Source organism: Demequina lignilytica, from assembly GCF_030418305.1.
GTDB classification, from domain to species: Bacteria; Actinomycetota; Actinomycetes; order Actinomycetales; family Demequinaceae; genus Demequina; species Demequina lignilytica.
The window spans coordinates 229,066-252,443 of the sequence record NZ_JAUHPX010000004.1; the positions used below are offsets into that span (position 1 = coordinate 229,066).

A 23,378-nucleotide genomic window follows, 5' to 3' on the forward strand; every position below is an offset into this window, starting at 1 on the left:
GCTGCGCACGGATTCGCCGGCGACACCCCGACCATGAGGGACGATGCGGGGGTCGCCGCCGGCGTGTCGCAATCAGATCCGTGCGGAGCAACGTAGCGAGGAAGGCGGCGGGCCGCCAGGCGCTCAGGCCTCCGCCGGGGCCTCCGGCAGCACCGGCCCGATCCGCGTCACCACGTTGTCGATCAGCCGGGTCGCGCCCACCTGCGCGGCGACGGCCACCACGGCCTCGCCCACGTACCCGGGCTCGAGCTCCGCCGCCGTCACGGGGTCGAGCGCGGCCAGGTAGTCGACCTCGACCTGAGGCACCTCGGACAGCGTGTGCCGGCCCGCGGCGAGCACGGCCTCGAGCGGCCGCCCGGCTCGCGCGGCACCGTCGGCGGCCTGCAGCGCCCGGTGCAGCACCAGGGCGCGGGTGCGCTCGACGGGCGACAGGAACACGTTGCGCGAGGACAGCGCGAGGCCGTCCGCGTCGCGCACGGTCGGGACGGGCACGATCCGGGTGGCGATCGACAGGTCCCTCACCAGCGCGCGCACCGCGATCACCTGCTGCGCGTCCTTCTGCCCGAAGAACGCCAGGTCCGGCTGCGTGAGGTTGAGCAGCTTGGTCACCACGGTGAGCACGCCGTCGAAGTGGCCGGGACGATGCGCGCCCTCGAGCACGTCGCCGATCGCGCCCGCGTGGACGGTCACCACGGGCGGCCCGCCGGGGTAGACCTCGTCGAGGGACGGGGCGAACACCACGTCGACGCCCAGCGGCTCGAGCAGCGCGCAGTCGGCCTCGAGCGTGCGCGGGTAGCGCTCCAGGTCCTCGTCGTCCTCGAACTGGAGGGGGTTGACGAAGATGGTGACGACCACCTCGTCGGCCGCCTCGCGGGCGGCGCGCACCAGCGCGAGGTGGCCCTCGTGAAGCGCGCCCATGGTCATGACGACCGCGCGCGACGCCCGGTCGCCCGAGCGCCGGCTCGGCCGGCTCGCGAGGCCGCGCAGCTCGCGCGCGGTGTGGACGATTCGCATCAGGGCTCTCCCAGGGTGGCGATGAGGTCGGCGTACACGGCGGGCCCGATGCGCCCGCCGCGCAGCGCCAGGTCAGCGGTCGCGCGGGCCATCGCCCGGTACGCGAAGAGGGCTTCTGGCTGGTCCGCGAGCGCCTCGAGGTGCGAGGCCACGGTACCGGCATCACCACGCACCACGGGACCGGTGAGCGAGGCCACGGCGCCGGGGGCGTCCCGGAGCGCGCCGTCGACGGAGGCGTGCGTGAGCGGCGCGAGCACCCGGGACGGGTCCTCGATGCCGATCCTCGCGAGCATCGCGCTCGCCTGCGTCACGGCGGTCACCACGTGGTTCGCGCCGTGGACCAGCGCCGCGTGGTAGACCGGCCGGTCCCACTCCTCGATCACCACGGGCTCGCCGCCCATCTCGACCACGAGGGCCTGGGCGATCGGCAGCATCCCGGGCGGCGCGGTCACGGCGAACACCGCGTCGGTGAGGCGAGCGAGGTCCAGCGATGTGCCGGAGAACGTCATGGCCGGGTGGATCGCGAGCGGGACGATGCTGTGGCCGGCCGCCTCGGTCAGCACGGCGATGCCGTGGCGGCCCGCGGTGTGGACCACGAGCTGGCCGGGGCGCCAAGCCCCCACCTTGGCGAGGCCCGCCGCGACGGGGGCGATCGCATCGTCCGGCACCGTGAGCAGCACCAGCTCGGCGGCCTTGACCGCCTCGTCCGGCGGCACGATCGCGACGCCCGGCAGCATCGCCTCGATGCGCGAGACGGACGCGTCCGAGACGCCGGTCGCGGCGACCACGTCGTGCCCCGCCTGGCGCAGTGCCGCCGCGAGCACGGCGCCGACGCGACCCGCGCCGACCACCGCGATGCGGAGACGCCCCGGACGCCGCGATGCGCCCGTGATGTCGGGTCCGTTCACAGCCCTACCGCCTCCCGCCACTGCTCAGGGGTCTGTCGCCGCCGACCCTCGCGGGCGCGCGCGGCCTGGGCGTCGAGCAGGGCCATCGCATCGTCCACGTCGAGGTGGGCGGCGACGGGCTTGACGGGCCCGGACGTGGAGTGGACGTCGACGTTCGCGAGGCTGAGCCCGCGCAGGAGCGGGCCCTGGCTGAGCCCGAGCGACTGGGTGCGCTCGTGGGGCACGACGTAGAGCTCGCGCTCCCAGCGGCCGCGGCGGATCAGCAGGGCGCGCTCGGTCGCGCGGACGCCGCGGAAGCGCCACTGCAGCGGGTCGACGCGCCGGGCCCGGTCGGGGCTGGTGAGGAAGCCGCCCTCGCCGCCGCGGCCGCTCATCGCGAGGCCCAGGGTGCCGGCGGGGTCGGGGTCGCCCAGGTCGGGCAGGATCAGCCACACCGCGGTCAGCGCCTCCTGTCGGGTCGCGACGGGGTGGAGGATCGAGACGGACTCCTGGTCGTCGCCGTAGCCCGCGACGTTGATGGAGATGCGCCACCAGTCCTTCGCGCGCCAGAACAGCGGCTGGTGCAGGCGGATCGCCTGGACACGGCCCGGCGGGACGGTCTGGCGCCGCGTCTCGGTGAGGCCGTGGCGCAACCGCAGACCGTCGTCGCTCACGCCGGCCGTGAAGTGGAAGCCGCCGTTGATCCGGGTCCAGAAGAAGCCGAGCAGACCGAACAGCGCACCCACCGTGGCGAACAGCGAACCGCCGAGCGCCGCCAGCAGGGTGCCGACGAGGTCGTAGTCGAAGAAGAGCCAGGCGGTGAGGCCCAGGACGAGCACGATCGCCATGAACGCCGCGGGCCCCGACAGGATCGTCGAGAGCACCAGCCGGCCGATCGGCACCGTGTAGACGGGGCGTTCCTCGCTCGCCGCCACCGCCGTGCGTGGAGCCTCGGTGCCCAGCAGGACCGCCTCGGGGTCGTTGAGCGCCTGCGCCCGGCCCGCGAGGTGGGAGGTGAGGTCGCGCAGGCGGGGCGAGCCGTCGGGGGCGGCCCCCGCCTCGTCCGGCGAGCCGTCCTCAGCCGCCGCAACGTCCCGCTCCGCGACGCCGGCCGCGAGGGCGAGGATCTCGTTGCGCAGCGCCTCGGCGTCCCCCAGGCGGAGGTAGCGCAGCTCGACGCCGGACTTGGTGCCGCCCGCGACCTGGACGTTGATCGCGGCGAAGCCGAAGACGCGTGCGAGCAGCGGCTGCACCACGTCGACGGCCTGGAGCCGGTCGAGGCGCGCCTGACGCTGCTGCTGGGTGATGATGCCCTGGCGGAGGTAGACCGCGTCGTCGCCGATCCGGTATTCGGTGCGCCGCCACTGCCAGATGCTCACGAGCATCGTGAGCGCGAAGCCCAGGATGGCCGCGACCAGGATCCAGACGAACGGGAAGCGGTCGGCCAGCGCGAACGCGTCGTCGAAACCGGTGCCGGCGATCAGGTCGGGCAGCCGCTGGTGGATGAAGTAGGCGAGCAGGATGCCGATCACCGCCCAGCCGCCCAGCAGGGGCGACACGGGGTGGACGCGGGTCCACTCGCGCGGGGCGCGGAAGGTCTGCTCGGTCACGTCGCCTGCCCGATCAGAGTCCCGCGAGGCGGGCCTCGCCCTTGGTGGTGAGGCGGTCGCGCAGGCGGGCGGCCTCCTCCGCGGGGACGCCCGAGATCGAGGCGTCGGACGCCGGCGACGCGGTGTGGAGCTGGAGGGTCGCGATGCCGAACGCGCGGTCGATGGGCCCGGCCTTCACGTCGACGAACTGCATGCGGCCGTAGGGCACCACCGTGACCCTGCGGAACATGCGGCCCTTCTTGACCATGAGGTCCTCGCTGCCCTCGGCCCACGCGTGCGCCGTGACCTGGCGGCGGATCACCACGGTGCCCCACGCCCCGAGGGCGAGCGCGACGACCGGGATCGCGAGCAGCGCGGCGAGGCCGCTGGCGAGGGCCGCGACCGCGCCGCCCACCGTGACCAGGCCGATGAAGATCCAGAACGGGATCAGGCGGGCGGGGATGAGGCGCGGGGACACGTAGGTCCACGGAACCTCGGCGTTCTCGTACCAGCTCATGGGGTCAAGTCTGCCAGGGCTCGCGCCCTTGGGTCGCTGAGCTCCCCGCAGGAGTCGACGATGCGCGGGGAAGGGCGGTGAGCTCCCCGTGGCGAGCGTGGGCGGGGACGATGCGGGGCGGGACGATGCGGCGGCTACGCCGGGCTGACGTCCGGGGGCGCGGCGTCGTCCTCGTCGTCGCCGCCGATCTTGCACCAGTGCTCGGCGACCCGGCCGGCGCCCGCCATCGCGATCGCGCCGAGCATGGCGACCAGCGCCGAGATGGCGACCTCGCGGCGCGGCGCATGCCCCCACTCGAGGCCGACCGCGAGCGCGTAGCCGCCGAATCCGCCCGCCATGATCGCGCCGGTGTACGCGACGGCCTGTGCGAGCACCGCCGTGCGAGCGGCGCGCAGCGCGCTCAGGCCCGGGTGAGAGCCCGCGCGGTACTGGCGGACGGTCCAGCCGAGCCACAGGATCATGACCGCCACCGCCGCGCTCACCAGCAGCGACACCCATGACACGGCGGTCGGGGTGTGGCCGCCGTCGATGAGGAAGCGCGAGACCACGAACGCGACCGCGCCCATGATGGCGGCGGTGATCCCCAGCCGGGACGTGCTCAGCGGAGACATCTGCTCAGGCGGGGGCGGGAGGGGCGTCGGCCTGCGCCTCGGGCGCCGGCCACTGCGCGGCGACCATGCTGACGCCCTCGGCGCCCACGGCAGCGGCCAGCTCGCGCACGGTTCCCGCGCCCGGGATCACCAGGTCGGGTGCGAGCGTCGCCCACGGCTGCAGCACGAACGCGCGCTGCGCGGCCCGCGGGTGCGGCACCATCACGTCCTCGGCCTCGATGGTGCGGCCGTCGTACCAGAGGATGTCGACGTCCAGCGTGCGCGGGCCGTTCTCCACCAGCCGCTCGCGGCCGTGCAGCACCTCGACGCCCTGGCAGGCGGCGAGCAGCTCGCGCGGGGCGAGGGCGGTCTGGACCTCGATGACCACGTTGAGGTAGTCGTCCTGCGGCGGACCGCCCACGGGCGCGGTCCGGAACAGGGACGATGCGCGCTGCACCGCGATGCCCGGGATCCGGTGCAGCTCCCAGAGGGCCTCGCGGAAGGCGGCGTCGACGTCGCCCACATTGCCGCCGAGCGCGAGGTACGCGGTGACGGGCTGGGCGGGCTGCTCGTCGGCGGGGTCGTCGATGGGCCGGCGGCCCGTGAGGAGGTCCGCCGAGCGGCCGGCCGACGAGCCGATGCGCTTGTCCGCCCACAGCGCCCCGGACTTGAGGTCGCGGCGGATCTTCACCATGACGTCGCGGAACTCGACGTGCAGCGGGGCCTGCGGCTTGTGGACGGTGACGTCGACGCAGTGCACGCCGTCGAACTCGAGGATCGCGCGGGCGATGTGCTCGGCGACCGTCTCGAGGAGGTCGGCGGAGTCGCCGCCCAGGACGTCCGCGGCGCGGTCGGCGATGTCGGAGTAGTTGACGGTGCGGTCGAGGTCGTCGCGGGAGGCCGCGCCGTGGGTGGACACGTGCGCGACCACGTCGGCGAGGAACAGCTGTCCCGTCTCCTTCTCTGCGGCGTAGACCCCGTGGTGCCCGGTGACCCGGATCCCCTGGACCCAGATCTGGTCCAGCTCGATCCCGTCCTTCACGTACGGCGTGACAGTCGGCGTCGTCATGTCCCTCATCCTTCCCGGCGCGCGGCGTTATTCCAAGCGGACACGACCCGGACCGCGTCGGCGGCGGCGGTCGCGTCGTGGACCCTGACCGCCCAGGCGCCGGCGCGGGCGGCGAGGGCGGTGACGGCGGTGGTGGCGTGCTCGCGGACGGCGGGGTCGGCGGCGTCGACGCCGTCGCGGGCGATCGCTGCGCCCAGGAACCGCTTGCGGCTCGCGCCGATCAGCACGCGGTGACCGCGCGACCAGTCGTCGACGCGGGCGAGCAGGGGCCAGTTCGAGTCGGTCACCTTGCTGAAGCCCAGGCCCGGGTCCAGGACGATGCGCTGCTCGCCGACGCCGGCGGCCACCAGGGCGTCGACGCGGGCGGCGAGCTCGTCGCGGACCTCCGCGACCACGTCGTCGTAGCGGTCGAGCGCGTCCATGTCCGGCGAGTGCGCGCGCCAGTGCATGCAGATGAAGTCGACCTCGAGATCCGCGACGGTGGCCGCCATCGCGGCGTCCGCGAGGCCGCCGGAGACGTCGTTGACGAGGCTGGCGCCCGCCTCGACCGCCGCGCGGGCCGTCGCCGCGTGCATGGTGTCGATGCTGGTGACGATCCCGCGGTCCGCGAGCTCGCGGATCACCGGGATCACGCGGGCGCGCTCCTCCTCCGGCGTCACCGGGGCAGCGCCGGGGCGCGTGGACTCGCCGCCCACGTCGACCAGGTCGGCACCGCCGGCGACCAGGGCGACGCCCTGGGCCACCGCATCGTCCACCCGGGCGAAGCGGCCGCCGTCGCTGAAGCTGTCGGGCGTGACGTTGAGGATGCCCATCACCAGGGTCATCGCGGCCTACCTGCCGAGGATGAGGCTCATCGCCTCGGCGCGGGTGGCGCCGTCGCGCATGACGCCGCGCACGGCGGAGGTGACGGTGCGGGAGCCGGGCTTGCGGATGCCGCGCATCGACATGCACAGGTGCTCGGCCTCGACCACGACGATCACGCCGCGCGCGCCCAGATCGTCGACCAGCGCGTCCGCGACCTGCGTGGTGAGCCGCTCCTGGACCTGCGGGCGCTTGGCGAACACGTCAACCAAGCGAGCCAACTTGCTCAGTCCGGTGATGCGGCCGTCGGCGCCGGGGATGTAGCCCACGTGGGCGACGCCGTGGAAGGGCACCAGGTGGTGCTCGCACATCGAGTACAGCTCGATGTCCTTGACCAGGATCATCTCCTCGTGGCCCAGCTCGAAGACGGCGTTGAGCACGTCGGCGGGGTCCTGGTGGAGGCCGGCGAAGAACTCCTCGTACGCGCGCGCCACGCGGGCGGGGGTGTCCGCCAGCCCGTCGCGGTCGGGGTCCTCCCCCACCGCGCTCAGGATCTCGCGGACGGCGGCCTCGATGCGCGCCTTGTCGACGGCCATCGCGCTACTCGTCCTTGGGCTCGACCAGCGCCGGGGCGGTGTGGGACTCCTCCTCGGCGCCCTCGGCGGGGGCCGGGGCATCGCCCTGCCCCGCATCGTCCCGCGGCTCGACCGAGGCGCTCGGGGGCGTCTCGACCGCGGGGCGTCGGGCGTCCTCGCCCACCGTGTCGATCCAGGTGCCGGAGATCCAGTCCTGACGCGGCGCGATGCGGTCGACGTCCGCGAAGATCGCGGCCAGCTCCTCCTCGCCGAGCGTCTCCTTCTCGAGCAGCTCGACCGCGAGGCGGTCCAGGATGTGCCGGTTGGTCGCGAGCGCCAGCGTCGCCTCGGCCATCGCGTTGTCCATCAGCGCGCGGACCTCCTGGTCCACGGTGGACGCGACGGTCTCGGAGAAGTCGCGGCCATGGCCCATGTCGCGGCCGAGGAACACCTCGCCGGAGCTGCCCGCGAGGCGGACCGAGCCGATCCGCGTCGACATGCCGAACTCGGTGACCATCTGCTTGGCGATCTCGGTCGCCTTCTGGATGTCGTTGGAGGCGCCCGTCGACGGGTCGCCGAACACGAGCTCCTCCGCGATCCGGCCGCCCATCGCGTACGCGAGGTTGTCGAGCAGCTGGTTGCGGGTCTTGGAGTAGCGGTCCTCCTGCGGCATCACCATCGTGTAGCCGAGCGCGCGGCCGCGGGGCAGGATCGTGACCTTGGTGACCGGGTCCGTGTGGCGCATCGCGGCGGCCACCAGGGCGTGGCCGCCCTCGTGGTAGGCGGTGACGCGCTTGTCGTGGTCGTTCATGACGCGGGTGCGCTTCTGCGGGCCGGCGATGACGCGGTCGATCGCCTCGTCCATCTCGTCGGGGCCGATTAGCTGCTTCTCGCGGCGGGCCGTGAGCAGGGCGGCCTCGTTGAGGACGTTCGCGAGGTCGGCGCCGGTGAAGCCGGGGGTCCGGCGCGCGAGTGCGTCGAGGTCGACCTCCGGGGAGATCGGCTTGCCCTTGGCGTGGACCTCGAGGACCTTGACGCGGCCCTTGAGGTCGGGGGCGTCGACGCCGACCTGGCGGTCGAAGCGGCCCGGGCGCAGCAGCGCGGGGTCGAGGATGTCGGGGCGGTTGGTCGCCGCGATCATGATGATGTTGGTGTGGGCGTCGAAGCCGTCCATCTCGACCAGCATCTGGTTGAGGGTCTGCTCGCGCTCGTCGTGGCCGCCGCCCATACCGGCGCCGCGGTGGCGGCCGACGGCGTCGATCTCGTCGACGAAGATGATCGCGGGGCTGTTCTTCTTCGCCTGCTCGAACAGGTCGCGGACACGGCTCGCGCCGACGCCGACGAACATCTCGACGAAGTCGGAGCCGGAGATGCTGAAGAAGGGCACGCCCGCCTCGCCCGCGACGGCGCGCGCGAGCAGGGTCTTGCCGGTGCCGGGCGGGCCGTAGAGCAGCACGCCCTTGGGGATCTTCGCGCCCACGGCCTGGAACTTCGCGGGGTTCTCGAGGAACTCCTCGATCTCCTTGAGCTCCTCGACGGCCTCGTCGACGCCGGCGACGTCGTCGAACTTCACGGTCGGGGTGTCGGGCGTCACCAGCGACGCCTTCGACTTGCCGAAGCTCATGAGGCGGCCGCCGCCCGCGCCGCCCTGCATGCTCGACATGAGGAACCAGAACAGTCCCAGGATGATCAGGATCGGGAGGAAGCTGAGCAGCAGCGTCATCCAGATGCTGGTCTTCGGGACCTCGGAGTCGTAGCCCTGCTCGGGGTCGGCGGCGGTGACCGCGGCGACGATCGTCTCGCCCTGAGGCGCGACGTAGAAGAACTCGACCGTGCCTCCCATCTCGTCCCACGCCTCCGGAGCATCGTCCGGGAAGGTCTCGGGGTCCGCGAGGGTGAGCTGGACGCGCTGATCGCCGTCGACGATCTTGACCTGCTCGACCACGCCGGCCTCGAGCATGGCGAGACCCTCGGAGGTGTCGACACGCTCGGTGCTGGGGCGGAACAGGTACGACACGGCGAAGCCGAGCACGAGCGCCACCAGCACGTAGGACAGGATGAGGCGGAGATTGAGGACGTTCTTCATCGTGGCACCGACTCTACGCGGTGGTTCCGGGCGCAAGTAAAGGTTTCGCTATGGGCGTTCTGCCTGCCGCCCCCTCTCAGATTGCTCCGCACGGATTGGCCGGCGCCACGCCGGGGATTCGAGGCCATACCGGTCCGAACGCCGGCGCGTCGCGATCAGTTCCGTGCGGAGCAACGCGGCGGGCGACGATGCTGAGTGGGACGATGCGCCGCGACGTTCAGCCCGTGGCGCGCCAGATGAGCGCGCGCACGTCCGCGATGATCTCTTCGGGTGTGCGCATGACGTGGCTGTAGGCATACCGAAGGTGCGGGATTCCCAGGGTGGTGAGCGCATTGCTCCGGCGCCGGTCCTCCTCGAACCTCTCGCGGTCCGAGTGATAGGCGAACCCATCGCATTCGACGACGCAGCAGTTCGCGACCACGAAGTCGACCCGTCCCACGCCGGCGATCTCCACCTGTGGCACGAACGGCACCCCCGCGTCGATCATGGCCGCACGGGTGAAGCTCTCCATCGGCGACTCGCTGAGCGGGTCACCGTGACGCCGGAGCCACTCGCGGATCTGGCGGGGGGTCGACGTGAAGTCGAGGACCTCGTCTCGCCGCATCAGCCCGAGGCGAAGGGCCGCGTCCATGGCAGCAAGCTGCCCGTTCCGTCCGATGCACCGCCACGACGCATCGAGCGCGCGCAGCAGTGGGCGACGAGCATCCGCGACGTCCTCCGTGTGGTGGACGCTCGCGAGTTCGAGGTCGCGGATTCCCGGTCGACCCAGGCTCCGGTTGGAGGGCACCTCGATGTGAGGCTTCAGGGCGCCCGGCACCACCGGGAGACCCAAGGTCTCGAGGACGGTCACGCACGCCGGTTGACCCCGGAAGATGGTCGCGACGACATCCGGCCACGGGGTGCTGGCCAGCGCGTAGCACCCGCGATGTGGTCGCACCACCGTGCCCTCAGCGATCGCGAGCGCCATCGCGCTCTGCGGGACACCGGCGTCACGAAGCTCCTTGTAGCGCGCAACGCCCCCGGCGTCGGCGAGCGCACGGAGAGCGTCCATAGCGCGATCGTGTGATCAGCTCCGACCCGTGCGCGTTGCAGCAGCGGCTCACGCGGACACCGGTCGATTCCGCCCACGGCTGGGGACATCGCGAGCGACCCCGCCGCAACCCGCCTCCCCCAGCTTGCTGCGCACGGATTCGTGGTTGACACGCCGGTGAAGCCGAGCCGATCGGGGCCGCGCACCGGCGTTTCACTCCCAGATCCGTGCGGAGCAACTCTGGGGGGGCGGAGCCACAGACGGCCCGACACGCCGCAGACCCGGGACCAGCTCCGTGCGGAGTGTCCAGAGGGGAAGGCGGGGGAAGCTCAGCCCTCGTAGACCTTCGGGTCCAGGATCGCCACGAACGGCAGCGTCCGGTAGTTCTCCGCGTAGTCCAGCCCGTAGCCGACCACGAAGTCGTTGGGGATGTCGAAGCCGATGTACTTGACCGGCACGTCCACCACCGCCGCCTTGGGCTTGCGCAGCAGCGCCGCCACCTCGACAGAGGCCGCGCCGCGGGCCCGCAGGTTGCCCAGCAGCCAGGACAGCGTGACGCCGGAGTCGATGATGTCCTCGACGATCAGCACGTGACGCCCCGTGAGGTCCGCGTCCAGGTCCTTGAGGATCCGCACCACGCCCGACGACTTGGTGCCGGACCCGTAGGAGGAGACGGCCATCCAGTCCATCTGCACCTGCGGCGGCATGCGGCGCGCGAGGTCCGCCATCACCATCACGGCGCCCTTGAGCACGCCCACGAGCAGCAGGTCCTGGCCCTCGTAGTCGCGGCGGATGGCGTCGGCCATCTCGTCGAGCTTGCGGCCGATGTCGTTCTCGCTGACGAGCACCTTCGAGAAGTCGGTCATGTCGTACTGCATGGTCACGGACGTCGCTCCTCTTCGGACGGGTGGCTGATGACCAGCCTGCCATATTCGCGCCGGGCCTCGAAGCCTCCGGGCAGCGAGATCGCACCCTGCCCCTTCCACGCCGTCACCAGCGAGTCGAGCGCCGCGACGTGGGTGGCGGTCAGCGGGCCGGCGCCGCGGTTCTCCGCGAGCATCTTCAGCATGCGGGTGCGGATCGCGTCGGGGAGGGCAGCGAGCATGTCGCAGCGCCACTCGTCGGACCGCACGGTCGACACGGAGGTGCCCATCGCGGAGCGCGCCTGGCGGTCGAGCTCGTCGGCGTCGGCCTGCAGCAGCGCAGCCGAGCGCGCCAGCCCCGACACCACGCCCGGCCCGAGCACCTCGATCATCGCGGGCATCACCTTCGACCGCAGCGCGGAGCGGCGCGGGCCGTCCTCGATCGTGTTGGTCGGGTCGTGCCACGGGTCGAGGCCGAGCGCCTCGCACGCCATCATCGTGTCCTTGCGCCGCACGTTGAGGAAGGGACGGACGATGCGCCCCCGTCGCGCCGGGATCCCCGACAGCGCGCGGGCGCCGGAGCCGCGGGCGAGGGCGAGCAGGACGGTCTCGGCCTGGTCGTCCATGGTGTGCCCGGTGAGCAGCAGCGGCGCGAGCCCGCCCTCGCGGTCGATGCGCGCCTCGAGCGCCGTGTACCGGGCCTCCCGCGCGGCGGCCTCCTGGCCACCCGAGCGTCCCACGATCACCTTCTCGATGTGCACGGTGTGGATGCCGGCGCGGCGCACCTGGTGCGCGGCCCGCTCGGCCACCACCGCGGAGTCGGGCTGCAGCCCGTGATCGACGATGATCGCGCCCACCAGGTAGCCGTGCTTGCGGCCCACGTAGGACGCGGCGGCGGCCAGCGCGAGCGAGTCGGGGCCGCCCGAGCAGGCCACCCAGATCCGGGTGCCGAGCTCGAGGTCGCCGAGGGCGTCGCGCACCGCCACGCGGCACGCGGCGACGGCAGGATGAGGTCCGCTCACGCCCGACTCATCCCTCACAGCCACATTCTGCCAGCGCCGTGAGGAACTCATCGAACGCCGCCTTGGGCCGGGTCTGGCCGTACGGCATCCCGTCCGCGAGGATCGCGACCGCGAGCGGCCGCCCCTCCGCGGTGACGATCACCCCGGCGATCGTGGTGACGCCGGTGAGCGATCCGGTCTTGGCGCGGAAGTACCCCGCGACTGGGGTGTCGACGTACCGCGTCTCGACCGTCCCCTCGAGCCCGGACAGGGGCAGCCAGGACATCAGGTCGTCGAGCGCGGGCACGTCGCGGGCGGCCAGGAGGGACGATGCGAGGGTCGCCGGGGAGATCTGGTTGTGCTCGGAGAAGCCCGCGCCGTCGTGCAGCTCGATCCCCGTGATGTCGACGCCGATGGCCTTCAGCGCGCGTCGGGTCGCGGTCGCGGCACCCTCGGGGTCGCCGGGCAGCCCGGTCTCGATCGCGAGCACCCGCGCGAGGGACTCGGCGACCGTGTTGTCGGACACCGCGAGCAGGTGACGGGCGATCTCCGACAGCGGAGCGGACTCGACGGTGGCGACCTCGACGGCGCCGGAGCCGGCGGCGGCCCGGGTCACCTCGTCGGCGACCGCCACTCCCCGGTCCGCCAGCGCCGCGGCGAGCACCTCGCCCGCGTTGACCGACGGGTCGTCGTAGCGCGCCGTGTACTCGGCGTCCGCGTTGTCCTCGGTGCGGATGCGGGCGATGTCGACGGCGAGGCCGGTCACGGCCGCGGCGTAGCCGCGGTTGCGCGCGTAGTCGGGCCACTCCTCGGGCCAGGCGGGACCCTCGAAGGCGGAGTCGTCGACGGCGACGGCCACGTCGCCGGTCACCCCCGCATCGTCCAGCGCCGCGGCCACCTGGTCGGCGAGATCGGCGATGCCGGCCCACCCGTTCGCCGGGTCCGTGCCCGCCTCGACCTCGGCCCCGCCGTGCCCGTACCCGGCCGCGAGCATCTCGTCGCCCCCGGCGACCAGCGTGAGCGTCGCGGCGCCGGCGTCCCAGAGGACGCGGGTGGTGAGCGTCGCCTCGTCCCCGAGCGCGGAGACCGCGGCGACCACCGTGAGCAGCTTGGTGGTCGAGGCGGGGACCTGCGGGTCGGCGGCGGACAGGTCGGCGTAGACCGTGCCGTCGAGGTAGTCGACCACGGCGACGTTGGTGGAGTCGCCGGTGCGCGCGTCGTCGCGGACCGCCTGGGCGAGCGCCTGCACCACCGCCGCGGAGGGGCGCGGCGCGTCCGGGTCCAGCGCCGTGACGGGCAGCGGGGAGGACGATGCGACGGTCACCGGCGCCGCCGTGATGAACGGCGGCTGGGGCTCCTCGACGGGTGCGAGGGTGAGCCAGCCGGGCACCAGATCGGCCGCATCGGCCCACAGGTAGCCCCCCGCGAGCAGCGCGACGGCACCTGTGACCGCTCCAACCAGCCGAACCCGCACCCACGACCTCCGAACATGCGCCACACTAGACCCAGGACCGAGACCCGGACCTTCGACCTACCCCTAAAAAGGACACCGAATGGAATTCGACGTCACCATCGAGATCCCCAAGGGCTCGCGGAACAAGTATGAGGTGGATCACGAGACCGGCCGCATCCGGCTGGACCGCATGCTCTTCACCTCGACCCGCTACCCGGACGACTACGGCTTCATCGACGGCACGCTCGGTGAGGACGGCGACCCGCTCGACGCGCTGGTGCTGCTCGAGGAGCCGACGTTCCCCGGCTGCCAGATCCGCTGCCGCGCGCTGGGCATGTTCCGCATGCGCGACGAGGCCGGCGGCGACGACAAGGTCCTCTGCGTCCCCGTGGGCGACCAGCGTCAGACCTGGCGCCAGGAGCTGACGGACGTCTCGGACTTCCACCGCCTCGAGGTCCAGCACTTCTTCGAGGTCTACAAGGACCTCGAGCCCGGCAAGTCGGTCGAGGGCGCCCACTGGGTGTCGCGCGAGGAGGCGGAGGACGAGATCCGCGACTCGTTCGAGCGCGCCAAGGGCACCTCGTTCGCGAGCCTCAACCCGCTGATGCCCGCGGAACACTGAGCGCGCCGACTCACCACGAGCGGAAGGCCCGGATCGCATGGAGGCGGTCCGGGTCTTTCTGCGTCTCCCGCCAGCGCCGCAGATTGCTCCGCACGGTTTGACCGGCGCCACGCCGGCGCGACGGGACGATGCAGGAGCTCGCGCCGGCGTGTCGCCCACGGATCCGTGCGGAGCAACGTGAAGGCGGGCGGGCGCGAGGCGCAGGGGCGTGTCGGGGGCAGCCTCAGGGGCGGCCGATGTACGGCATCATGTTCGACGTCATCCACGAGTACAGCGAGCGGATGCCCGCGGGCTTCGAGTAGTTCACGGCCTCCATGACCTGGCCGTCGCCGATGTAGATCGCGACGTGGAAGATCGTCGACGGGTCCGAGGTGTTGGTCGCGTAGAACACCAGGTCGCCGGGACGCAGCTGCGAGTACGGCAGGTGCTTGGTGGCGGCGTACTGGCTGCGCGAGGAGCGCGTGATCCACTGACCCGCCACGGACCACGCCTCCGAGGTGACGCCGGAGCAGTCGTACTGGTCCGGACCCGACATACCCAGGCCGTACGCCTTACCCACCAGGGTGACGGCGTGGTCGGCCGCGATCTGACCCTGCGCGGCGGTCGACTGGGCGGTGCTGGTGCCCGGCACGTTGGTCGTGGGCTTCGGTGCCGGCGTGGTCGCCGTCTCCTCGGGCTCCGGTGCGGTGGTGGTCTGCGCCGGCGCGGGCGTGGTGGTGGTCGGCTGCGGGGCCGCGGTGGTCGCGGCCGGGCTGGAGGTCGTGGGCCGCGGCGTCGAGGTGGTCGCCGCGGGGGCCGAGGTGGTGGAGGGACGGGACGCCTCGTACTCGGCCTCGGCCTCGGCCTGGGCGCGCTCGGCCGCCTCCTGCGCGGCGCGCTGGCGGTCGGCCTCGAGGCCGGCCTGGCGCTGCTGCTCGAGCTCGATGGTGACGCCGCGCAGCTCGGCCAGGCGCGCGACCGCGTCGACGCGGGCCTCCTCGGCGAGCGCGACGGCCTCCTCGGCGTGGGCCTGCGCGTCCTGCGCCTCGGCGAGGGCGGCCTCGGCCTCCTCCGCCGCGGCGACGGCCTCGACGGCGGCCTCCTCGGCGTAGGTGCGCATGGTGGAGGCGACCAGCTCGGCCGCCTTGACGCGCTGGACCAGGATGTCGGACTCCTCGGACGAGCGGGTCATCGCCTCGGAGCGGACCACGGCCTGGTCGACGGTCTCCGCGCCGACCACGGCGCCGAGCTCCGCCAGCCCGCCCGAGCCGCGGTATGCGGCCTGCGCGATCGAGGCGAGCTGGGCGCGGGCCTCGGCGAGCGCGACCTCCGCATCGGCGGCGCGCTGGTTCGCGGCCTCGAGGGTGGTCTGCGCCTGGTCGGAGGCGTCGGCCGCCTGCGAGTAGTTCTCCGCGGCGAGCAGGGCGTTGGCGGTGGCCTTGTCGCGGGCGTCCGCGAGCGCGGCGATCGCGTTGTCGAGCTCGTCGATGCCGGCGGCGAGGTCGTTGGCGGCCGCGCGGGCGGCGTCGATCTCGGCCTGACCGGGGTAGTCCTCCGCGACGGCGTGCTGCGGCGGGCCCGCGATGACCACTCCCGCGGCCACCCCGAACATGGCGAGGAGCGCGAGCACCCTCTTGCCTGCGCCAGTCACTTCAACCACCTTTGTCACATCTGTCACATCAGTCCCAGGTGAATGCTAGACGGACCAGGGGCTATCTGTCACCAGTGTGTTCCCTCCCTCACACCAGCGCGACCGCAGCCGCCCCGCCCCACCCGCTCGGGACACTCACTCCTTCTTTATCGGCAGGAATGTCTCCTACGGGACACTCAGTCCTCCTCGGTTCTCACAACAGCCGGCCCACCGCCGACCCCCTAGGCTTCGGAGCATGGATGACGACGGCATCGAGACCGACGCGCTCGCCGCGGATCAGGGCCCCGGCCCCGGCGCGCCGATCCCCGCGAGCGCCGCCTGGCGCGAGGGCGACCACCCGGGACGCCGCCTCTTCTTCCCGCTCGGCGACCTGGACCTCGAGGCCGACCCGCTCGGCACCCTCCCGGACACCGTCCTTGCATACGAGACCTGGGGCACGCTCAACCAGGCCAAGGACAACGCCGTCTACATCGCGCACGCGCTCACGGGCGACAGCCACGTCTTCGGTCCCGCGGAGCCCGGCCATCACACCGGCGGCTGGTGGAACGCGATGGTCGGCCCGGGAAAGCCGATCGACCCGGCCAAGCACTTCATCGTCTGCGCGAACGTCGTCGGCGGGTGCCAGGGCAGCACCGGCCCCGCGTCGCCGCACCCCGAGGACGGCCGCCCGTGGGGCAGCCGCTTCCCCTACGTGACGATGCGCGACATGGCCCGGGCGGAGATCGCCCTGATGGACTTCCTCGAGATCGACCGGTGGCGGCTGATGACCGGCCCCAGCATGGGCGGCATGCGCGCGCTCGAGTGGGTGTCGATGGTCCCCGAGCGCGTGGGCGCGATCTCCCCGGTGGGCTCGACCGGAGCGACCACCGCGGACCAGATCGCCTGGTCGACCGCCCAGGTCGCGGCCATCCAGGCCGACCCGCGGTACCGCGACGGCGACTACTACGACGCCGCCGACGGCGACGGCCCGCACGTCGGCATGGGCATCGCGCGCATGATCGCGCACACCACGTACCGCAGCGCCGGCGAGCTCAACGAGCGCTTCGACCGCAGCTACCAGGGCGACTCCGACCCGCTGGGCAAGGGCGGCCTGTTCGCGGTGCAGAGCTACCTCGAGCACCACGCGCGCAAGCTCGCGCGCCGCTTCGACGCCAACACCTACATCCGCCTGGCGCAGGCGATCCAGTCGCACGACGTGGGCCGCGGCCGCGGCGGCGTCGAGACCGCGCTCGCGCGGTACACGGGCCCCGCCCTGGTGATCGCGATCGACTCCGACCGCCTGTACCCGATGCAGAACTCGCAGCGCCTCGACGCGGCGCTGTCCGGCTCGGACGGCATCAAGGTGGTCCACTCCCCCGTGGGCCACGACGGCTTCCTGGTCGAGGCCGCGCAGATGATCGCCTTCATGGACGAGTTCGAGCGCTCGCTCTAGGCGCCCGCCACCCCCGGCAAGCCCCCGGGGCACCCCCGGGACATGAAGCGAGGCCGCGGTGTCCCCCCAGACCACCGCGACCTCGCCACTGTTCGCTTCAGGCGACGGGCTCAGCCCGCCGTCACCGCCACTTCATCCAACCCGCGACCGTCATGGTCCCCCCTACGGGCCATCCGGGCCCCCTCAGCGTCCGGGTCGACCGTACCGACCGGCACCCGGGCGCGCATGCCCCCATTTATGGGGGCACCGGCATGATCTGCCAGGGATTGTGCGGCTATGTCGGATATGTCAGCGCGACGATGCGCGCCCCACGCCGGGCCGCGCGAGGATGGACGCATGGACCCGTACCCCCGCCTGCACCCGCGCCCCGCGACGGGCTGGGTCAACGACCCGAACGGCATCGGCTTCTGGGACGGCCGCTGGCACGTGATGATGCAGTGGAACCCGGGCAGCGCCCGCTGGGGGGACATCCACTGGGCGCACCTCAGCTCGCCGGACCTGGTCACCTGGGAGGAGCACCCCGCCGCGCTGACGCCGCGGCCCGGCACCATCGACGCGGGCGGCTGCTGGTCCGGGGTGGCGACGGTGGACGATGCGGGGGTCAGGTGCCTGGTCTACAGCGCGACGCCGCGCGGTCCCGAGGAGGCGGGCGTGGCGATCGCCCGCGACCGCGGCGACGGCACCTACGCGCAGCCGGACGCCATGATCCTGCCGCAGTCCGCTGACCGCCCCTTCGAGCACATCCGCGACCCGTTCCTGTTCCACCACGAGGGCCGCAGGCTCGGGCTCCAGGGCTGCGGCCGCGACGGCCGTGGCGCGGCGCTGCTCTTCGAGGTCGCGGAGTTCGACCGCTGGGAGCCGCTGGGCGTCCTGCTCGCCGCCGCCGATGTGCCGGACCCGCTGCCGAGCCGCGGCCAGATCTGGGAGTGCCCGCAGCTGGTGCGGGTGGGCGAGACCTGGGTGCTGGTGGTGTCGTGGGCGTACCTCGACAACGGGCCGCGCGGAGCGGTCGCGTACGCGGGAGACCTGGTCGCGGACCAGGGCGGCCACCGCTTCGAGCCGCGCACCGGCGTGACGCTCGACCACGGACCGGACTTCTATGCGCCGCAGGCGGCGCAGGTGGGCGCCCGCGCCGTCGTGTTCGGCTGGTCCGACGAGGGCACCGGCCCGGGCGCGCGAACCCCGGAGGAGATCGACGCCTCGGGCTGGGCGGGCACCATGACCCTCCCGCGCGAGGTGGCGCTGGACGATGCGGGCCTCGCCCGCCTGCGCATCGTCCCCGAGGCCCGTGCCCTGGCGGGAGACGCCGTCGGCGCGCCGGCGCCGGAGGGCGGCACGCGCATCGTCGATCCGGCCTGGATGGCGACCGCCACGGGGCCGTGGCGCCTGTCGCTCGCGGGACCCGACGGCGAGCGCGACGTCGCTGCGGGCGACGGGCCCGCCGAGGTCTGGGTCGACGGGTCGATCGTCGAGGCGTTCGGCCCCGACGGGTCGACCACGCTGCGCGCCTACCCCGCCGCGGGCGAGGCGTGGTCCTGGCACGCCACGGGCGCGGCACCGCGGGAGCTCAGGCTCCCGTAGCACCGCGCCCGTGGCGAGCGGCTCAGCTGTCGAGCATCGCGAAGCGGTAGAGGAACGCCGCCATCGCGTCGCGCTTGATCGCGGAGGCCGGCTTGAACTTCTGGCCCGAGGACGTGCTCCAGCCCCGCGTCACGCCGGTCTGCGCGAGCCACGAGATCTCCGTGTAGAACTGGTGCGTCTTCGGGACGTCGACGAACGCGGACTTCGACGGCGCCGTGTAGCCCGACACCCCCGCGAATCGGTAGAGGAACGCGGCCATCGCGTCGCGGCCGATCTCGGACGAGGGGCGGAACTCGGTCCCCTTCGACGTGGTCCAGCCGCGCGTGACCTCGGACTGCGCCAGCCAGGCGATCTCCTTGTAGAAGGGGTGCGTGGTCGGCACGTCGATGAACGGGGACTTCTTCGGCGGCGTGTAGCCCGTCACCCCGGCGAGCCGGTAGAGGAAGGCCGCCATCGCGTCGCGCTTGACGGTCGACAGGGGGCGGTACTCGTAGGTGCCGTCCTTGAGCTTCCAGCCCGTGGTGATGCCTGCGGACGCCAGGAACTCGACCTCCGGGTAGAACTCGCCGTCGTAGGCGTCCCAGAACATGGGGATGCGGTCGAGCGTGAACCACAGGTCGGTCTGGTAGAAGCCGCCGAGGTCCAGCACCACGGCGTGCTCGGGTCGGAACGCGTCGAGGAAGTACTCCGAGGTGTAGGTGGTCTCGTCGCTGTAGACGTCGAGCCAGGTGGCGCTCACCACCACCTCCTCGGGCACCATGGCGGTCATGTACCAGTAGCCGTCCTCGTCGGTGCTCGCGGCGCCGACGATCTCGCCGTCGTAGCCCTCGGCCAGCACGACCGCGCCCTCGGCGTTCCCGCCGTCGGAGAGCGTGACGGTGCCGTAGAGGGTCTCGCCGTAGTCGAGGTCGATGTCGATGCCGGTCACCGCGCCGGCGACCGTCACGGTCTCGGCCTCGTCGGCGTACCAGGTGCCGGGCCAGTACTCGGGGATCAGGTTCGGGATCTCGATGCCGGCCGGGTCCTCGGCGGCCACCGCGACCATGTAGTCGCCACCCGCCGGCAGGTCGATCGTGTACGCCCCGGTCACCGGGTCCACGTCGACGTACTCGACGTCGTCGCCGATCGCGACCACGTACGCCATGCCCAGCCAGCCGGCGGGCGCGCCGTCGGGGACCGAGACGGTCCCCGAGATGGAGTAGGTGACGGCCTGGGCAGGCGCGGCTACCAGGAACGATGCGCCGATCGCCGCGAGCGCGGCGGTGGCGGCGGCGCGGCGGAGCGCGCGCGCAGGTGCAGCGGACATGCTGAGATCCCCCTCAGTGTGGCGCGGCATCCGTGCCGCGCGTGCAGGGGGATCGTACAGCCTGCGGCACCCGGTGCCGGACGCCGCGCGCAAGCGATGCATCAGGGAGCCGGGTTGCGCATCCGCGACATGACGCCGTACAGTCCTCCCCATGTTCCGTCGAATGTGCCGCTGACCGAAGCGCACGTTCGTCGTGCGCCCGTGAGGGCGCCGGCCGCGAACTCTTGATCAGGAGCGGACGCAGGCCAGGAACCCATCACCCACGGGCCACGCTCTCGTGTCGCACCGCGCCCTCCGGGGTCGCGGACGGTCGGCGCGCTTGCACGCCCGACGGTCGGTGACACCACGCCCGGAGGCGCGGATCCGCAGCAGTTCTGGCATCACGCCACCACCTCCATGCGAATCCACACGACCTTCAGGAGCAGAATCACCATGAGCAACGACTGGGCCTTCGAGACCAAGCAGATCCACGCCGGCCAGACCCCCGACGGCGCCACCGGCGCCCGCGCCCTCCCGATCTACCAGACCACGTCCTTCGTCTTCGAGGACACCACGCAGGCCGCGGCCCGCTTCGCGCTGGCGGAGCTCGGCCCGATCTACACGCGCATCGGCAACCCCACCCAGCAGGCCGTCGAGGACCGCGTCGCGGCGCTCGAGGGCGGCGTGGGCGCACTGCTCGTGGCCAGCGGCAGCGCCGCGAACACCCTCGCGATCCAGAACATCGCGGAGGCCGGCGACCACATCGTCTCCTCCCCCTCCCTGTACGGCGGCACCTACAACCTCTTCGAGTACACGCTGCCCAAGTACGGCATCGAGGTGACCTTCGTCGAAAACCCCGACGACCCGCAGAGCTGGCGGGACGCGGTCCGCCCCAACACCAAGGCGTTCTTCGGGGAGTCGATCTCGAACCCGAAGCAGGACCTGCTCGACATCGAGGCCGTCGCGGCCGTGGCCCACGAGGTCGGCGTCCCGCTGATCGTCGACAACACCGTCGCGAGCCCCTACCTGATCAACCCGCTCAAGTGGGGCGCGGACATCGTCACCCACTCGGCCACCAAGTACCTCGGCGGGCACGGCACGGCCATCGGCGGCGTGATCGTGGACGGCGGCTCGTTCGACTTCGGCGCGCACCCCGAGCGCTTCCCGAACTACAACACGCCCGACCCGAGCTACAACGGGCTCGTGTACGCCCGCGACCTGGGCCCGGACGGCATCTTCGGGGTGAACCTCGCCTTCATCCTCAAGGCCCGCGTGCAGCTGCTGCGCGACACCGGCGCCGCGATCAGCCCGTTCAACGCGTTCCTCATCGCGCAGGGCATCGAGACCCTCAGCCTGCGCGTGGAGCGTCACGTCGAGAACGCGAAGCAGGTCGCCGACTTCCTCGAGGGCCACGCCCAGGTGACGTCGGTCGCGTACTCGGGCCTCGCCTCGTCCCGGTGGAACCACCTGCAGCGCAAGTACGCCCCGAAGGGCGGCGGAAGCGTCCTCGCCTTCGAGATCGTGGGCGGCAAGGAGGCGGGCCAGGCGTTCGTCGACGCGCTGCAGCTGCACTCCCTGGTGGCGAACATCGGCGACGTCCGCTCGCTCGCGATCCACCCGGCGACCACCACGCACTCGCAGCTCAATGAGACGCAGCAGGCGTCGACCGGCGTCTCCCCGGGCCTGGTGCGCCTCGCGGTGGGCATCGAGAACATCGACGACATCCTGGGCGACCTCGCGCTCGGCTTCGAGGCCGCGGCGGCCGTCGTGGCACGCCAGGACGATGCCGTGGCAGAGACGGTGCCCGCGTGACCGACCACGTCGACACCGCCTGGGCGCCGGCGGGCGAGGCGAGGGACGGGCACCGCCCGATCCCCGCATCGTCCGCCTGGCGCCCGGGCGACCACCCGGGGCAGCGCAGGTTCGCGCACGTGGGGGTCATCCCGCTGGAGGGCGACCCGCGCGGCGAGCTCGACGTGACGCTCGCGTACGAGACGTGGGGCGAGCTCAACGAGGCGCGCGACAACGCCGTCTACGTGGCGCACGCGTTCACGGGCGACAGCCACGTGGTGGGCGCGGCCGGGCCGGGGCATCTCACCGGTGGCTGGTGGGAGGACCTGGTCGGGCCGGGCAAGGTGATCGACACCGACCGGTACTTCGTGGTGAGCGCGAACGTGGTCGGCGGATGCCAGGGCTCGACCGGGCCGGCGCATCCGCACCCGGAGGACGGGCGGCCGTGGGGCTCGTCGTTCCCGTACGTCACGCTGCACGACCAGGTGGTCGCGGAGGCGCGGCTGGCCGACCTGCTGGGTGTCGACGTCTGGGCGCTGGTCATCGGGCCGTCGATGGGCGGGATGCGCGCGGTCGAGTGGGCGGCGACGTTCCCGGAGCGGGTGCGGGCGATCGGCGCGATCGGCACCACGGCTGCCACCACGGCCGACCAGATCTCCTGGCACGCGGCGCAGGCGGCGGCCATTCGGCTGGACCCGGGTTTCCACGGCGGCGACTACTACGACCGGCCCGACGGCGAGGGCCCGCACCACGGCCTCGGGCTGGCGCGGGTGATCGCGCACACGACCTACAGGAGCGCGCCGGAGCTCAACGAGCGCTTCGGGCGCTCCGTCCAGGACGGGGACCCGCTGCGCCCGGAGGGCTTCTTCGCGGTCGAGAGCTACCTTGATCACCACGCCGACAAGCTCGCGCGCCGCTTCGACGCGAACGCCTACCTGCGGATGCTGCACGCGATCAACACGCACGACGTGGGCCGGGGTCGCGGCGGCGTCGAGGCCGCGCTGTCGCGCTACGAGGGCGAGGCGCTGGTGGTCGCGATCGACTCCGACCGGCTCTTCCCGCTGTCCGATGCGGAGCGGCTCGCGGGCGCGCTGCCGCGCGCGGAGCTGGTGGTGCTGCACAGCGAGATCGGCCACGACGGCTTCCTGGTGCCCGAGTCGGGGCTGAACGATGCGGTGGCGGGGTTGTTGGACAGGGTCGCGGTGGGCGCGGCGGCCTAAGGGGCCGTCTCGCCGCCGTCCGCTGCGGCGCCATCCGCAGCCGCGCCGTCCACAGCAGCGCTGTCCACCACGAGGCGGAGCTCGAGGAGCTGGGCGACGAAGTCGCGCACCTGGGGAGCGATCTCCTCGGCGAGCGCCTCGTATACCTCGGCGAGCTCGTCGACGATCTCCTGCTCCGTGCGCGTGCCGTCGATGCGGATCCAGATCTCGAAGGCGGTCCCCTCGAAGATGTAGGGCACCTGCTGCTCCTCGAGGCGGGGCAGGTTCAGCACCGTCGCCCGGTCCTCGGAGGTGACCTCGGCGAGGCCCTCGTGACGGGCCAGCGGGGACGGCGTGCTCATG

The 23,378-nt window shown here is 72.7% G+C and carries 21 protein-coding genes; 5 read left to right on the forward strand and 16 right to left on the reverse strand.

The genetic code is table 11. From position 1 onward, the window contains the following. Positions 1-123 precede the first annotated feature (123 nt). The 13 genes from panC to dacB form a co-directional block, all read right to left on the reverse strand. Entirely contained in the window at positions 124-1,014 is an 891-nt protein-coding gene (gene panC / locus QQX10_RS08360) for a pantoate--beta-alanine ligase (protein WP_301118714.1), read from the reverse strand. Further along, a complete protein-coding gene (locus QQX10_RS08365) occupies positions 1,014-1,922 on the reverse strand; it encodes a Rossmann-like and DUF2520 domain-containing protein (protein ID WP_301118713.1) in 909 nt (302 codons plus the stop codon). Before QQX10_RS08365 ends, panC begins: the two co-directional genes overlap by 1 nt. Then, the gene (locus tag QQX10_RS08370; protein WP_301118712.1) at positions 1,919-3,511 is read right to left on the reverse strand and encodes a PH domain-containing protein; all 1,593 of its coding nucleotides are present in this window, start codon (positions 3,509-3,511) and stop codon (positions 1,919-1,921) included. Before QQX10_RS08370 ends, QQX10_RS08365 begins: the two co-directional genes overlap by 4 nt. A gap of 13 nt (positions 3,512-3,524) precedes the next feature. Further along, positions 3,525-4,007, reverse strand: coding sequence for a PH domain-containing protein (locus tag QQX10_RS08375; RefSeq protein ID WP_301118711.1), 483 nt, complete (start codon positions 4,005-4,007; stop codon positions 3,525-3,527). 134 nt (positions 4,008-4,141) lie between these two features. After that, positions 4,142-4,618: a DUF3180 domain-containing protein gene (locus QQX10_RS08380; RefSeq protein WP_301118710.1), complete on the reverse strand. Its 477-nt coding sequence runs from the start codon at positions 4,616-4,618 to the stop codon at positions 4,142-4,144. 4 nt (positions 4,619-4,622) lie between these two features. Continuing rightward, entirely contained in the window at positions 4,623-5,666 is a 1,044-nt protein-coding gene (folK, locus tag QQX10_RS08385; protein ID WP_301118709.1) for a 2-amino-4-hydroxy-6-hydroxymethyldihydropteridine diphosphokinase, read from the reverse strand. Between the two features lie 5 nt (positions 5,667-5,671). Continuing rightward, positions 5,672-6,490, reverse strand: coding sequence for a dihydropteroate synthase (folP, locus tag QQX10_RS08390; protein ID WP_301118708.1), 819 nt, complete (start codon positions 6,488-6,490; stop codon positions 5,672-5,674). Between the two features lie 6 nt (positions 6,491-6,496). Next, positions 6,497-7,063, reverse strand: a complete 567-nt coding sequence (gene folE / locus QQX10_RS08395) for a GTP cyclohydrolase I FolE (RefSeq protein ID WP_301118707.1) — start codon at positions 7,061-7,063, stop codon at positions 6,497-6,499. 4 nt (positions 7,064-7,067) lie between these two features. Continuing rightward, a complete protein-coding gene (ftsH, locus tag QQX10_RS08400; RefSeq protein WP_301118706.1) occupies positions 7,068-9,128 on the reverse strand; it encodes an ATP-dependent zinc metalloprotease FtsH in 2,061 nt (686 codons plus the stop codon). Positions 9,129-9,345: 217 nt separating this feature from the next. After that, positions 9,346-10,179, reverse strand: coding sequence for a type IV toxin-antitoxin system AbiEi family antitoxin domain-containing protein (locus QQX10_RS08405; RefSeq protein WP_301118705.1), 834 nt, complete (start codon positions 10,177-10,179; stop codon positions 9,346-9,348). Positions 10,180-10,487: 308 nt separating this feature from the next. After that, positions 10,488-11,036, reverse strand: a complete 549-nt coding sequence (hpt, locus tag QQX10_RS08410) for a hypoxanthine phosphoribosyltransferase (RefSeq protein ID WP_301118921.1) — start codon at positions 11,034-11,036, stop codon at positions 10,488-10,490. 2 nt (positions 11,037-11,038) lie between these two features. Further along, entirely contained in the window at positions 11,039-12,043 is a 1,005-nt protein-coding gene (tilS, locus tag QQX10_RS08415; protein ID WP_301144537.1) for a tRNA lysidine(34) synthetase TilS, read from the reverse strand. A 7-nt stretch (positions 12,044-12,050) separates the two neighbouring features. Then, positions 12,051-13,496 (reverse strand): D-alanyl-D-alanine carboxypeptidase/D-alanyl-D-alanine endopeptidase, encoded by a 1,446-nt coding sequence (dacB, locus tag QQX10_RS08420; protein WP_301118703.1) that lies wholly within the window; start codon positions 13,494-13,496, stop codon positions 12,051-12,053. Between the two features lie 79 nt (positions 13,497-13,575). Here dacB and QQX10_RS08425 point away from each other — a divergent pair, with 79 nt between their 5' ends. Then, complete coding sequence (locus tag QQX10_RS08425) at positions 13,576-14,097, forward strand: inorganic diphosphatase (protein ID WP_301118702.1); 522 nt, start codon at positions 13,576-13,578, stop codon at positions 14,095-14,097. 223 nt (positions 14,098-14,320) lie between these two features. Here QQX10_RS08425 and QQX10_RS08430 read toward each other — a convergent pair whose 3' ends face one another. Continuing rightward, the gene (locus QQX10_RS08430; RefSeq protein WP_301118701.1) at positions 14,321-15,727 is read right to left on the reverse strand and encodes a C40 family peptidase; all 1,407 of its coding nucleotides are present in this window, start codon (positions 15,725-15,727) and stop codon (positions 14,321-14,323) included. Positions 15,728-15,962: 235 nt separating this feature from the next. Here QQX10_RS08430 and metX (QQX10_RS08435) point away from each other — a divergent pair, with 235 nt between their 5' ends. Together metX (QQX10_RS08435) and QQX10_RS08440 are read left to right on the forward strand one after the other, a co-directional pair. After that, positions 15,963-17,159, forward strand: a complete 1,197-nt coding sequence (gene metX, locus QQX10_RS08435; RefSeq protein ID WP_301118700.1) for a homoserine O-acetyltransferase MetX — start codon at positions 15,963-15,965, stop codon at positions 17,157-17,159. Positions 17,160-17,495: 336 nt separating this feature from the next. Beyond that, positions 17,496-18,740 (forward strand): glycoside hydrolase family 32 protein, encoded by a 1,245-nt coding sequence (locus QQX10_RS08440; protein ID WP_301118699.1) that lies wholly within the window; start codon positions 17,496-17,498, stop codon positions 18,738-18,740. 22 nt (positions 18,741-18,762) lie between these two features. On the opposite strand, the gene QQX10_RS08445 is transcribed toward QQX10_RS08440, so the two are convergent. Next, the gene (locus QQX10_RS08445) at positions 18,763-20,046 is read right to left on the reverse strand and encodes an S-layer homology domain-containing protein (protein ID WP_301118698.1); all 1,284 of its coding nucleotides are present in this window, start codon (positions 20,044-20,046) and stop codon (positions 18,763-18,765) included. A 432-nt stretch (positions 20,047-20,478) separates the two neighbouring features. Here QQX10_RS08445 and QQX10_RS08450 point away from each other — a divergent pair, with 432 nt between their 5' ends. Both QQX10_RS08450 and metX (QQX10_RS08455) read left to right on the forward strand, forming a co-directional pair. Further along, a complete protein-coding gene (locus QQX10_RS08450) occupies positions 20,479-21,837 on the forward strand; it encodes a bifunctional o-acetylhomoserine/o-acetylserine sulfhydrylase (protein ID WP_301118697.1) in 1,359 nt (452 codons plus the stop codon). Beyond that, positions 21,834-23,036 carry a homoserine O-acetyltransferase MetX gene (gene metX, locus QQX10_RS08455; RefSeq protein ID WP_301118696.1) on the forward strand — a complete coding sequence of 401 codons (1,203 nt, stop codon included), beginning with the start codon at positions 21,834-21,836 and terminating at the stop codon, positions 23,034-23,036. The genes QQX10_RS08450 and metX (QQX10_RS08455) overlap by 4 nt, the downstream gene beginning before the upstream one ends. On the opposite strand, the gene QQX10_RS08460 is transcribed toward metX (QQX10_RS08455), so the two are convergent. Then, the gene (locus QQX10_RS08460; protein ID WP_301118695.1) at positions 23,033-23,377 is read right to left on the reverse strand and encodes a PqqD family protein; all 345 of its coding nucleotides are present in this window, start codon (positions 23,375-23,377) and stop codon (positions 23,033-23,035) included. The genes metX (QQX10_RS08455) and QQX10_RS08460 overlap by 4 nt on opposite strands. Position 23,378 lies beyond the last annotated feature (1 nt).